Source organism: Pantoea sp. RSPAM1 (assembly GCF_038816185.1).
Lineage (GTDB): Bacteria > Pseudomonadota > Gammaproteobacteria > Enterobacterales > Enterobacteriaceae > Pantoea > Pantoea ananatis.
The window spans coordinates 102729-115708 of the sequence record NZ_CP046137.1 but is presented as its reverse complement, the minus strand read 5'-3'; the positions used below and the strand labels follow the sequence as shown (position 1 = coordinate 115708).

The window sequence follows — 12980 nt, the reverse complement described above, 5'->3', positions numbered from 1 at the left end:
ACAATGACCATTTCCAGGAGAGTTGAGTATGTCCGCTGAACACGTTCTCTCGATGATGAACGAGCATGAAGTTAAGTTTGTTGACCTGCGTTTTACCGATACCAAAGGTAAAGAACAGCACGTTACTATTCCGGCTCACCAGGTTAACGCTGACTTCTTCGAAGAAGGCAAGATGTTCGATGGCTCTTCCATCGGCGGCTGGAAAGGCATTAACGAATCAGACATGGTGCTGATGCCGGATGCAACCACAGCGGTAATGGATCCTTTCTTTGAAGATTCTACCCTGATCATTCGTTGCGACATTCTTGAGCCAGGCACTATGCAGGGCTATGACCGCGATCCACGTTCTATCGCTAAGCGCGCGGAAGATTACCTGCGTTCTTCAGGCATTGCGGATACCGTTCTGTTTGGCCCTGAGCCAGAGTTCTTCCTGTTTGACGATATCCGTTTCGGTTCGTCAACGTCGGGTTCTCATGTTGCTATCGACGATATCGAAGCAGCCTGGAACACTGGCAAAGAATACGAAGGCGGTAACAAAGGCCATCGTCCAGGCCTGAAAGGCGGTTACTTCCCGGTTCCACCGGTTGACTCATCACAGGACATCCGTTCTGCCATGTGTCTGACCATGGAGCAAATGGGTCTGGTTGTTGAAGCCCATCACCATGAAGTTGCAACAGCAGGTCAGAACGAAGTGGCTACCCGCTTCAATACCATGACCAAAAAAGCTGACGAAATTCAGATCTACAAATATGTCGTGCACAACGTGGCTCATGCCTACGGCAAAACGGCGACCTTTATGCCAAAACCGATGTTTGGTGATAATGGTTCCGGTATGCACTGCCATATGTCGCTGTCTAAAGGCGGTCAGAACCTGTTCTCTGGCGATAAGTACGGCGGCCTGTCTGAAATGGCGCTGTTCTACATCGGCGGCATCATCAAGCACGCCAAAGCGATCAACGCCCTGGCGAACCCAACCACCAACTCCTACAAGCGTCTGGTGCCGGGTTATGAAGCGCCGGTGATGCTGGCCTATTCAGCCCGTAACCGTTCAGCCTCAATCCGTATTCCGGTTGTCGCCAGCCCGAAAGCACGTCGCATTGAAGCGCGCTTCCCGGACCCAGCGGCTAACCCATACCTGGCGTTTACCGCACTGCTGATGGCAGGTCTTGATGGCATCATCAACAAGATCCATCCTGGCGATGCGATGGACAAAAACCTGTATGACCTGCCACCGGAAGAAGAAGCTGAAATTCCAAAAGTTGCAGGTTCACTGGAAGAAGCGCTGAATGCCCTGAACGAAGACCGCGAGTTCCTGACCCGTGGCGGCGTGTTCACTGATGACGCGATCGATGCCTATATCGAACTGCGTAAATCCGAAAACGATCGTGTGCGCATGACGCCGCACCCGGTTGAGTTCGAACTGTACTACAGCGTTTAATTTCAGAATAAGCAAATGGGTGCCGCAGACAGATCTTGCAAAGGCGGCACCGATAGCCTGAAACGTTTTTTTGTTGCCGTGGAAACTTTAGCCCATCTTCGGATGGGCTTTTTTCTCCGCGAATTCATCGTTCATTCGCTTTAATTCCGGCTTAGAGATTACAATGCACTAAATTAGTGCAGAGGAACGCTGTATGGCAACTGCCTCACTGCCCGATGCCGGGCAGATTCTCAATACCTTAATCAACAGTATTTTGTTGGTGGATAACGATTTGGTTATTCACTACGCCAACCCGGCGGCACAGCAATTACTGGCGCAAAGCTCCCGTAAATTATTCGGCACGCCGTTACCTGAACTGACCGGCTACTTTTCGCTGAATGTCGAGGTAATGCGCGAGAGTCTTGAGGCGGGCCAGGGCTTTACGGACAGTGAAGTTACCCTGGTGGTCGATGGTCGGGCACATATTATGTCGCTGACAGCGCAGCGCTTGCCAGAGGGCCTGATTTTGCTGGAAATGGCGCCCATGGATAATCAACGTCGCTTGAGCCAGGAACAACTCCAGCATGCTCAGCAGGTTGCGGCACGCGATCTGGTGCGTGGACTGGCGCATGAGATCAAAAATCCGTTAGGCGGACTGCGCGGTGCGGCCCAGCTGCTGTCTCGCGCCTTGCCCGATCCCGCGCTGAATGAATATACCAAAGTCATTATTGAACAGGCCGATCGCCTGCGGAATCTGGTGGATCGCTTATTAGGGCCGCAACAGCCCGGGATGCACATCACCCAGAGTATTCATCAGGTCGCCGAACGGGTGGTCAACCTGGTCTCGATGGAGCTGCCAGAAAATGTCTCTCTGGTCCGCGATTACGATCCCAGCCTGCCGGAGTTGCCCCACGATCCCGACCAGATTGAACAGGTACTACTGAATGTGGTGCGTAATGCGCTGCAGGCGCTGGGCGAGGACGGTGGCACGATAGTCATTCGCACCCGTACCGCCTTTCAGCTGACGCTGCACGGTACGCGGTATCGCCTGGTCGCCCGTATTGATATCGAAGATGACGGTCCAGGCATTCCGGCACAGCTTCAGGATACGCTGTTTTATCCGATGGTAAGCGGACGTGAAGGTGGAACCGGTTTAGGTCTTTCTATTGCCCGTAGCCTGATTGATCAGCATTCAGGAAAAATTGAGTTTAACAGTTGGCCGGGTCATACCGAATTTTCGGTTTACCTGCCTATTCGCCAGTGAGGTTTCTATGCAACGAGGGATAGTCTGGATCGTCGATGACGATAGCTCCATCCGCTGGGTGCTTGAACGCGCGCTCACTGGAGCCGGTTTGAGCTGTGCGACCTTTGACAGTGCGAACGACGTGCTGAACGCATTAGCGACAAAAACGCCGGACGTTTTATTGTCAGACATTCGTATGCCCGGAATGGACGGGCTGACGCTGCTAAAACAGATTAAACAGCGCCATCCCATGCTCCCGGTCATCATCATGACGGCGCACTCCGATCTGGATGCCGCGGTCAGTGCCTATCAGCAAGGGGCGTTTGATTATCTGCCCAAGCCGTTTGATATTGATGAGGCTGTTGCGCTGGTCGAGCGCGCTATCAGCCACTATCAGGAACAGCAGCAGCCACGTAACCAGCCTGTCAGCGGCCCGACCACCGATATTATCGGCGAAGCGCCCGCCATGCAGGATGTGTTTCGTATTATTGGCCGTCTCTCTCGCTCGTCGATCAGCGTCCTGATCAACGGGGAATCCGGTACGGGTAAAGAACTGGTTGCGCATGCGCTGCATCGCCATAGCCCTCGCAGCAAAGCGCCGTTTATTGCCCTGAATATGGCCGCGATTCCCAAGGATTTGATCGAGTCAGAACTGTTTGGTCATGAAAAAGGGGCGTTTACCGGTGCCAATCAGATCCGTCAGGGCCGTTTTGAACAGGCCGATGGCGGCACGCTTTTTTTAGACGAAATCGGCGATATGCCGCTGGATGTTCAGACACGACTGCTGCGCGTTCTGGCTGACGGGCAATTTTACCGCGTCGGCGGCTATGCGCCGGTAAAAGTTGACGTCCGAATTATTGCCGCAACGCATCAGAACCTTGAACTGCGGGTGCAGGAAGGCAAGTTCCGTGAGGATTTATTCCATCGTCTGAACGTCATCCGCGTGCATCTGCCGCCGTTGCGTGAGCGCCGTGAGGATATCCCGCGTCTTGCCCGTTATTTCCTCCAGGTTGCGGCACGGGAACTGGGGGTCGAGGCCAAGATTTTGCACGCGGAAACCGAAACCGCGCTGACACGTCTGCACTGGTCGGGTAACGTGCGCCAGTTGGAGAATACCTGTCGGTGGTTAACCGTTATGGCTGCGGGACAGGAAGTGCTGATCCAGGATCTTCCGCCAGAGCTGTTTGAATCCAGTACCCCGGAAAGCCCTACTCAGTCGTTGCCGGATAACTGGGCAACCCTGCTGGCGCAGTGGGCTGACCGCGCCTTGCGTTCCGGTCATCAAAATCTACTGTCTGAAGCCCAGCCGGAGATGGAGCGTACGTTGCTGACCACGGCGCTCCGTCATACTCAGGGCCACAAACAGGAAGCGGCACGCTTGCTGGGTTGGGGGAGAAATACTCTGACACGTAAGCTCAAAGAACTGGGCATGGAATAAGAAATCCACCGCCGGAACAGCGCAGGCTGCTCCGGCTTTTTTAAATGACGCGTGAAAACTGCTGCTGCCGCGCCTTGTGACGTAGATACGCATCAAAACACATACAGATATTTCGAATCAGCAAGCGTCCGGCTCCCGTCACTCTCAGGCCCGTTGCATGCTGCTCCACCAGCCCATCACTAATCAGCGGTTTTAACAGCGCCATGTCTTCCGCAAAATAGCGTTCAAACTGAATATTCCACTGCGCTTCGACCGTGCTGAAATCAAGTGAGAAATTGCAGATCAGCCGTTTAATCACGTCACGACGTAAGCAGTCGTCTTCACTGAGCAGTAATCCGCGCCACAGGCCATGGCCCTGTTTTTCAACCTGACTGTACCAGTCGTTAAGCCCTTTCTGGTTTTGCGCATAGCTGTCGCCGATCATGCTAATCGCAGATACGCCAAGCCCCAGCAAGTCACTGTCGCCCTGTGTCGTATAGCCCTGAAAGTTGCGGTGCAGTTTTCCTTCACGTTGCGCGACTGCCAGCTCGTCCTGCGGTTTAGCAAAGTGATCCATACCAATAAACTGATAGCCCTGCTGGGTCAGCGTGGTAATAGTCTGCTGCAGGATATCCAGCTTCTGCTGTGCTGAGGGCAGCTCATCTTCTTTAATTTTACGCTGTGCGGCGAACAGCGCGGGTAGATGGGCATAGTTAAAGACGCTGAGGCGATCAGGATCCAGTGCGATAACGCGCTGCAAGGTATAAGCGAAGCTTTCAGGCGTTTGCAGCGGCAACCCGTAAATCAAATCGATGCTGGTTGAACGAAACCCCTGCTCGCGCGCCCGCGCCATTAAGGCAAAAATGACCGCTTCATCCTGTATCCGATTCACCCGCTCCTGCACGGCTTTATTGAAATCCTGCACGCCCATGCTCAGGCGATTGAAACCACACGCGCGCAGGTGATCGACCCTATCCAGTTCAATTTCACGTGGATCGACCTCGATCGACATCTCTGCGTCGTCGATAAAGGTAAAGTGCTGCTTCAACAGCGCCACCAGCCGGCTGATTTGCTGTTTATCAAGGAACGTGGGCGTTCCGCCGCCCCAGTGCATCTGGCTAACCTGACGCCCCTTAAACAGCGGTGCGCGGGCAGTGATCTCCTGCTCAAGCGCATTCAGATAACGGTCGGCTTTATGCAACTGACGCGTGACAATCTTATTGCAGCCACAGAAGTAGCACAGGCGATGACAGAACGGGATATGAATATACAGCGATAAGGCACGTTGCGGATAACGTTCAATGGCGTGTCTGAAGTCGTTATCAGTAAACTTATCGTTGAACGCTAAGGCGGTGGGATAAGACGTGTAACGCGGACCGGCAGCGTTATATTTTTCAATTAACGCCTGGTCCCACTTAATCTGCATTGCTGACATGCTCACTCCTTCCGCTTACGTTGCCGTCGTAAAGGTCGCGATCCAGAAGGAAAGAGAGGTGAGCGGGCGGAAACCCGACGTAAACGCTGCTTCAGACGCGACAGTCGCCGTAGTTTAAACAATAACCACAGCAGATAACATGTCATCAACAACGCGAAAATTGATCCAGGCCAAAACATTGTCGTTTACCTGTTAAGCATGGCATGCGCATGCGCGCATGCCGATCAATACAGCTTAGTTACCTTTCAGCAGGCGATACATATCCTCTTCCGCCTCCTGGTCTTCCTCTTCGTCCATTTCAATACCAAGCTGTTCCATCAGTTCATCAATGCGATCCAGCGTCACGTCAAGCCAGCCCTGATCTTCTGATGACAACGTCTCACCCTTTTCAAGACGATCGAGCAGCGCATCCAGGCGCTCACTGTTCTCCAGCTGCGCCAGCTCCTCTTCAGGAGTAAGAGACACTTTTTTCTCCCTTACCGGTTTGGCCGCGACGTTTTTCGCTTTTTTTGGTGCGGCCTTTTCGTCAGCGATCAATGCCACTGGCTTTTTGCTGCCAATACGCGGATCTTTCGCGGCGGCGCTTTGCTTGCCGTTGTTGCTCTGCGTTTGCGGGTTAGCACGGCTGCCTGACGCATGGCCACGATGCTTTTTATCGCGTTTACGATCGCGCGCTTCATTATTAATTTCTTCACGCGATTTACGTTTCGCTTTGGCGACAGGCTTACCTTTCGCAGCGCTTGCAGGTTGCTTCATGATGTTCGGTCCCGGTGTTTTTTATTCAGTATAGAATTGCGGCGAAATCTAGCAGAAACCACACAAAGAAAAAAGGCGACAGCTCAAGCTGTCGCCTTATTTCATACCTTCAGCAGAAGGAATCATGTTTCAAATCCGTTTCGGCTCACAACGTCCCGGTTAATCCTGCGCCTGCTCAACTCCTGAGCGTATCCCTTTCCTTTTCCGGCTCCCGTCCATAGCCATTTCCACTCCAGCCGCTCTTCGTTATCCCAACATTCCTGAGCGCATCATCCTGATGAGTGCATCCTGCACTGCTGAATAATGTAGACCATTTGGTAAAAGGCTCAAGTAACACATGTCAGTCTTTAGGCGAAAAAACCTGTACTTAAGTATAATTCACTGAATTTTAATGGTTTATTTTTTTAATTATTTAACTAAAAAGAGACATAACGGGCAAAATTTATGGCAAATATCTTACAACGTCGTCTCACCAATGGTATTGAGCACTTTCGCGCCATAACGCGTATAATCAGCGCCATTGCCCTAATGCGTTTCTGGAGTATTCCCTTGTCTGAACTGAATTACCATGTCACCCGCTTCATTCTTAGCGCACCGGACATCCGCCATTTACCCTCTGATACCGGCATTGAAGTTGCGTTTGCTGGTCGTTCAAACGCGGGTAAATCCAGCGCCCTGAATACGCTCACCAATCAAAAAAGCCTGGCGCGAACCAGTAAAACACCCGGTCGTACGCAGCTGATTAACCTGTTTGAGGTTGCAGAAGGTAAGCGCCTCGTAGACTTACCGGGCTACGGCTATGCTGAAGTGCCAGAAGAGATGAAACTCAAATGGCAACGGGCGTTAGGTGAATATTTGCAAAAGCGGCAGGCGCTTAAAGGCCTGGTGGTACTGATGGATATCCGCCATCCGCTTAAAGATCTGGATCAGCAAATGATTCAGTGGGCGGTTGAGAGCGAGATCCCTGTACTCCTGCTGCTGACTAAAGCTGACAAACTCGCTTCCGGCGCACGTAAAGCCCAGCTCAATATGGTGAAAGAGGCCTCAATGGCGTTTATGGGTGATGTGCAGGTTGAGGTTTTCTCATCGCTGAAAAAAATCGGCGTCGACAAAGTGCGCCATAAGCTGAATAGCTGGTTTAGTGAACTCGAACCTGCTGTTGAAGATCAGGGCACTGAAGCCTGACAAACCTCACAGGCTGCCGTTTTTTAGCGTCAGCCCAATAAAAAACGCCCCAGTCACAGAATGACTGGGGCGGCTAAATTCAGCCAAATCCGATTACGTGAAGTAAAAGGTCTGAAAGATAGAACATCTTACCTCTGTACCCTACGCCTCGAACTTTACCTGATTTTTTGTGAGCAACAAAGGGTTTTTTGTTGCTCTCTTTCATTTTTAGTCACTTTTTTTACAATGCTCGTCACAAAAATGAGTATGGCATGTAGTTAAATTACATAAAAAGTGCTTAGGCCATAATAAGTTACTGCATCGTTATGCAGCGCCGGTACCACGGAGTGCCGGCTTCATGCCTGATCACGTGATAATGCACCAGCGGTGGCGCATAAACGCCACCAGCCAGAGTCTTAATGCGCCTGATCCCAGTTGTCGCCTACGCCGACTTCGACCAGTAAGGGGACATCCAGCGCCATACTGCCCTCCATCAGCGCGCGAATCTGCTTGCTGGCTTCATCGACGGCTTCAGCTTTGATTTCAAACACCAGTTCATCGTGCACTTGCATGATCATCCTGACCGCATCATCGGTTTGCTTTTGTAACCAGTCATCGACCGCAATCATGGCGCGTTTAATGATATCCGCGGCCGTTCCCTGCATGGGGGCATTAATCGCTGCACGTTCAGCAGCTTTACGACGAATGGCGTTACTGGACTTGATGTCGGGCAACCACAAGCGGCGTCCATCCAGCGTTTCAACATACCCGTTACTGGCTGCAAGCTGGCGCGTGTTTTCCATATAGCGCAGCACGCCAGGATAGCGCTCGAAGTACAAATCCATATACTTTTTCGCTTCGCCTGCGCCAATGTTCAGCTGGCGAGATAATCCAAACGCGCTCATACCGTAGATAAGACCAAAGTTGATGGCCTTGGCGCTACGACGTTGTTCACCCGTGACCTTAGACAGCGGCACGCCAAAGACCTCTGACGCAGTAGCACGGTGAATATCTTCTCCCTGGGAAAAGGCATCGAGCAGGCCTTTATCCTGTGACAGATGCGCCATGATACGCAGTTCAATCTGTGAATAGTCCGCCGCCACGATACGGTTCCCCTTGCCCGCAACAAAGGCCTGACGAATGCGGCGTCCTTCATCGTTACGGACCGGGATGTTTTGCAGATTAGGATCGGTTGAAGACAGGCGACCGGTAGCCGTCACCGCCTGATGATAGGACGTATGCACGCGACCGCTGACAGGATTGATCATCAGCGGCAGTTTATCAGTGTAAGTTGACTTCAGTTTCGACAACCCACGGTGCTCCAGAATGACCTTTGGCAGCGGATAGTCCAGTGCCAGCTCAGCCAGGACTTCTTCACTGGTAGAAGGCGCGCCTCCGGGTGTTTTCTTCGTCGGCTTAATGCCCTGCTTTTCAAACAGGATGACCTGCAGCTGCTTGGTTGATGAGAGATTAAAGGGCTCGCCCGCCAGCTCATGCGCTTTAAGCTCAAGCTCAGCCAGGCGCGCTGTCAGCTCTTTAGAGTGCTGCGCCAGAATGGCTTGATCGATCAATACGCCATTACGCTCAACACGTGAAATCACCTTAAGCAGGGGCATTTCAATTTGTTCAAAAACCTTTTTAGGGCCGGCTTCTTTTTCAAGCTCAGGCCACATTTTCAAATGCAGTTGCAGAGTGACATCGGCATCTTCTGCTGCGTAATGTGCAGCCTGCTCTAAAGCGATTTGATTAAATGTGAGCTGATTTTTCCCTTTACCAGCGATCTCTTCAAAGGTAACGGTTTTATGATTCAGCCACCGCGCAGACAGGCTGTCCATATCATGCTTGCCTACTACGCTGTTCAGAATATATGACTCCAGCATCGTGTCATATTTGATACCGGCGAGTTCAATATCGTAGTTTTTCAGCACGCCACGATCGTATTTGAGATTTTGCCCCACTTTACTGACGTCAGGATCTTCAAGCAGCGGCTTGAGTTGCGCAAGAACGGCATCGCGGTCGAGCTGCTCCGGCGCATCGAGGTAATCATGTGCCACGGGCAGATAAGCCGCCTCACCTGGCGCTACCGCAAAACTGAGGCCGACGATATTAGCCGTTAACGTATCCAGTCCATCGGTTTCGAGATCGAACGCAAACACCTCGCTGTTTTTCAGCTTCTCCACCCAGGCATCTAAGGTTTGCTGATCCAGAATGGTGATATAGCCGTCAGCCGATAGCAGGCTGGTAGCCTCAACACTCGCCACCGGCTCATCGGCAAGAACCTGCTGGGCTTGCCGGTTGCTTTTAGTACCCTGCAGCCATTTTCCCTCTTGCAGGTCGGTCAACCAGCGCTTAAATTCGAAACGGCTAAATAGCGCTTGCAGCGCTTTAATATCAGGTTCGCTGACCGTAAGTGCTTCACAGGGTTGATCGAGCTCAACGTCTGTTTTAATGGTAGCAAGCTGATAAGAAAGAAAAGCAACATCGCGATTCTGCTCCAGTTTCGCGGCCATGGTTTTTGCACCGCGAAAAGAGAGATCGGCGACTTTATCAAGATTGTCGTAAATGGACTGCATCCCGCCCAGGCCCTGCAGCAGCGCCTGGGCTGTTTTTTCACCCACGCCGGGTACGCCGGGAATATTATCTGAGCTGTCTCCCATCATCGCCAGAAAATCGATGATCAAAGACGGTGGCACACCATACTTCTGCTCGACCTCTTCTGGGCCAAGAATGGTATTCGTCATGGTATTGATTAGCGTAATGCCTGGCGTGACAAGCTGCGCCATATCTTTATCGCCGGTGCTAATCAGAACAGCGTGGCCTTTTTTCTCTGCCTCTAACGCCAGCGTACCAATCACATCGTCCGCTTCAACGCCGCTGACAGCCAACAGCGGCAAGCCCATCGCACGCACCATTTCGTGCAGCGGCTCTATTTGTGACCGCAAATCATCAGGCATCGGTGGCCGGTGGGATTTGTAATGTTCAAACAGTTCATCCCTGAAAGTTTTGCCTTTAGCATCAAACACCACAGCAACATGTGTAGGGCTGTACTGTACCAACAGGCTTTTCAGCATGTTGAGCACGCCATACATAGCACCAGTAGGCTCACCTGCGCTATTGGTTAGCGGCGGGAAAGCGTGGTACGCGCGATAAAGATAGGATGAGCCATCAACCAAAATCAGGGGGTTTTCTGCTATTTGCGCCATATGTCTGTGTATTCTTCGTTGCCATGGATTGGCCTATAAGGATGCCACACCTTGGCGAAAAGGGTTAATCAAGACAGACAGGGAGTGACGTTTTTCGTGCTTATGTAATGAGGATCGCAACGATCTTTCTGTGGATAACTTTGTGCGTAAAAATTATATCAATAGTTTATTTGTGTCATAAAAAAGATTCAGTCAAAATTAAAAACAACAAAATCATATGGTTAATATAAATCCGTGATGCGATCGTGATTTTTAATGGCATGTTCGCTTGTGTGGATAGAAAAACTGTGCTTCGACAACTGGTCAGCGATGGGCGCACAAATTACAAATGAAAACGCCAGCGTATGCTGGCGTTTTGCAAAAAACTCAGCGTAAAACGCTTATTTTTTCTCAACCAGGAACTTCACTACGTTGGCATAATCCGCCACGAAGTTCGCCATTGAGCTGGTGTCCAGACCGCCGTTATTAACCATATATTTGCCGTTAATAAACATCGCTGGCACGCCGCGCAGATCAACGTCAGATGCCGCTTTTTGCTGCTGAGCAACAAGGGCTTTAACTGCAAAGCTGTTCCACGCCGCATCATACTGCTCAGAAGAAATGCCCGCTGCTTTGATGAATACGTCTTTCAGACTGGCTGCATCCGTAATCGTCTGGCTTTTCTGAATGCCATCAAAAATAGGTGAAGTCACTTTATCTTCTACGCCCAGCGCCATAGCGACGGCCCACGCATGAGTGACAACGGGACCTAAGTCGCCGCCAAGGAAGTCAACGTGGTACTTCACCATCTTCGTATCGGCTGGCAGATTCTTTTTAACTGCATCACCGACGTGGTAAATTTGCTCAAACTGGTAGCAGTGAGGGCAGAAAAAAGAGAAAAACTCCATGACCTGGGGTTCACCTGCAACAGGTTTAGGCAGGCTAACGTATTGTTTACCTTCAGTGAATTGTGCAGCAGATGCGCTGAACGCCAGCACCAAACCCATCAGTGCAAAAAATATTTTCTTCATTGGGGAAAACTCTCCTGACTTTTCATTAAAATTGCGGGGCCAGCTGCAACGGAGGTTCCCGTAACACCTTTTCCTGCTCGATAAACTGCAAAATTTGGCTGCGCCAGAAATCCTCATCCACCATCCAGGGGAAAGCGCGCGGAAAAGCGGGATCCTGCCATCGGCGCACGACCCAGGCCAGATAATAAATCATGCGCATAGCACGTAAAGGCTCAATCAGTGACAATTCGTTAATATCGAAGTCGCTGAATTCACTATAGGCGTCCAACAGAATATCCCATTGGATGCGTTGTTCCTGCTTGTCTCCGCTAATTAACATCCACAGATCCTGAATAGCGGGACCGTTACGGGCATCATCAAGATCGACAAACAGCGGGCCATCGCGCCACAGAATATTGCCCGGATGGCAATCACCATGTAAGCGTAGCGGCTGCCAGTCGCTATGCCAGCACTGCCGCAGCGTGATGCCAAGTTTATCGACAGCTTCCAGCAATGCAGGGCGGAGTGACGCAGGCACCAGCTCAGCCTTTGCCAGGACTTCTCGCGGCTGCGCCAGATATTCTTCCAGCCCTATGGATGGGCGTTGCTGAAACAGGCTTTTGCGGCCAGTTTGATGAATACGTCCCAGGAAACGGCCTACCCATTCCATCTGATCTTCGTTGTCGGTTTCATACTGCCGTCCACCCAGACTGGGAAAGACCGCATAGTAAAAACCAGCATGACGTTGCAGCGTATCGCCCTGCAAAATTAATGGCGCGGCAATCGGCACCTCATCGTCCAGCAAATCCTGGGAAAACCGATGCTCTTCGGTGATCTGTTCTGCACTCCAGCGCTGAGGGCGATAAAACTTGGCCACATAGCGACGTTTTTCATCGTCGCTAAACTGATAAACCCGATTTTCATAGCTGTTCAGGGCGGTTAAACCAGAATCTACCCGTATACCCGTTTCCCAAAGCGCATCCAACAGGACATCAGGATTGAGTGTCTGGAAGTTAAAGGCGGCATCACTCATGGTTATCCCTGTGCTTATCTTTTCTGTTAATGGCCAAGGATAACACTACTCGTCATTTTTGATGACACCACGTGCACGTAGCAGAGCGGTTTTAAAATCGACTTCATAATCTTTTTTCAGGCCCGGAATCTCATCGGTGCTGGCTGAATCACGCATTTTTAGATGATAAATCAATACGTCATCGCTTAATTCACTTAATGGGCCAATGAAACCAGACTCGTGGGCCAGTTTTTGTAAAAATGCCAACAGGTTAAGATCGGGCTCTTTCTCCCATGCCGGTTGCAGGAGTTCAAGCAGTTCAGTCAGCCGATGGGTTTTCATAA

11 protein-coding genes are annotated in these 12980 nt (G+C 51.2%); 4 read left to right on the top strand and 7 right to left on the bottom strand.

The features are described from left to right. The first annotated feature begins 28 nt into the window (after nt 1-28). The 3 genes from glnA (at nt 29) to glnG (ending at nt 4098) form a co-directional block, all read left to right on the top strand. On the top strand, nt 29-1438 hold the full coding sequence (gene glnA, locus GKC68_RS01040; protein ID WP_028722033.1) for a glutamate--ammonia ligase: 1410 nt from the start codon (nt 29-31) through the stop codon (nt 1436-1438). A gap of 193 nt (nt 1439-1631) precedes the next feature. Further along, nucleotides 1632-2681 carry a nitrogen regulation protein NR(II) gene (glnL, locus tag GKC68_RS01035; protein ID WP_028722032.1) on the top strand — a complete coding sequence of 350 codons (1050 nt, stop codon included), beginning with the start codon at nt 1632-1634 and terminating at the stop codon, nt 2679-2681. Between the two features lie 7 nt (nt 2682-2688). Further along, nucleotides 2689-4098, top strand: coding sequence for a nitrogen regulation protein NR(I) (gene glnG / locus GKC68_RS01030; RefSeq protein ID WP_014332989.1), 1410 nt, complete (start codon nt 2689-2691; stop codon nt 4096-4098). A gap of 40 nt (nt 4099-4138) precedes the next feature. On the opposite strand, the gene hemN is transcribed toward glnG, so the two are convergent. The 3 genes from hemN to yihI are packed head-to-tail and all read right to left on the bottom strand — an operon-like array spanning nt 4139 to nt 6268. Further along, a complete protein-coding gene (gene hemN / locus GKC68_RS01025; RefSeq protein WP_058706072.1) occupies nt 4139-5512 on the bottom strand; it encodes an oxygen-independent coproporphyrinogen III oxidase in 1374 nt (457 codons plus the stop codon). A gap of 2 nt (nt 5513-5514) precedes the next feature. Next, nucleotides 5515-5691, bottom strand: a complete 177-nt coding sequence (locus GKC68_RS01020; protein ID WP_110146220.1) for a high mobility group protein Z — start codon at nt 5689-5691, stop codon at nt 5515-5517. 55 nt (nt 5692-5746) lie between these two features. Next, nucleotides 5747-6268, bottom strand: a complete 522-nt coding sequence (yihI, locus tag GKC68_RS01015; RefSeq protein ID WP_047714064.1) for a Der GTPase-activating protein YihI — start codon at nt 6266-6268, stop codon at nt 5747-5749. 549 nt (nt 6269-6817) lie between these two features. Here yihI and yihA point away from each other — a divergent pair. Continuing rightward, a complete protein-coding gene (gene yihA / locus GKC68_RS01010; RefSeq protein WP_047714068.1) occupies nt 6818-7453 on the top strand; it encodes a ribosome biogenesis GTP-binding protein YihA/YsxC in 636 nt (211 codons plus the stop codon). A 395-nt stretch (nt 7454-7848) separates the two neighbouring features. Here yihA and polA read toward each other — a convergent pair whose 3' ends face one another. The 4 genes from polA to GKC68_RS00990 all read right to left on the bottom strand — a co-directional run bounded on the left by polA (nt 7849) and on the right by GKC68_RS00990 (nt 12978). Beyond that, a complete protein-coding gene (polA, locus tag GKC68_RS01005) occupies nt 7849-10635 on the bottom strand; it encodes a DNA polymerase I (RefSeq protein ID WP_342656513.1) in 2787 nt (928 codons plus the stop codon). 380 nt (nt 10636-11015) lie between these two features. Beyond that, nucleotides 11016-11645, bottom strand: coding sequence for a thiol:disulfide interchange protein DsbA (gene dsbA, locus GKC68_RS01000; RefSeq protein WP_013027789.1), 630 nt, complete (start codon nt 11643-11645; stop codon nt 11016-11018). A 25-nt stretch (nt 11646-11670) separates the two neighbouring features. Next, nucleotides 11671-12657 carry a serine/threonine protein kinase gene (locus GKC68_RS00995; RefSeq protein WP_342656512.1) on the bottom strand — a complete coding sequence of 329 codons (987 nt, stop codon included), beginning with the start codon at nt 12655-12657 and terminating at the stop codon, nt 11671-11673. 45 nt (nt 12658-12702) lie between these two features. Next, a complete protein-coding gene (locus GKC68_RS00990; RefSeq protein ID WP_028722026.1) occupies nt 12703-12978 on the bottom strand; it encodes a YihD family protein in 276 nt (91 codons plus the stop codon). Nucleotides 12979-12980 lie beyond the last annotated feature (2 nt).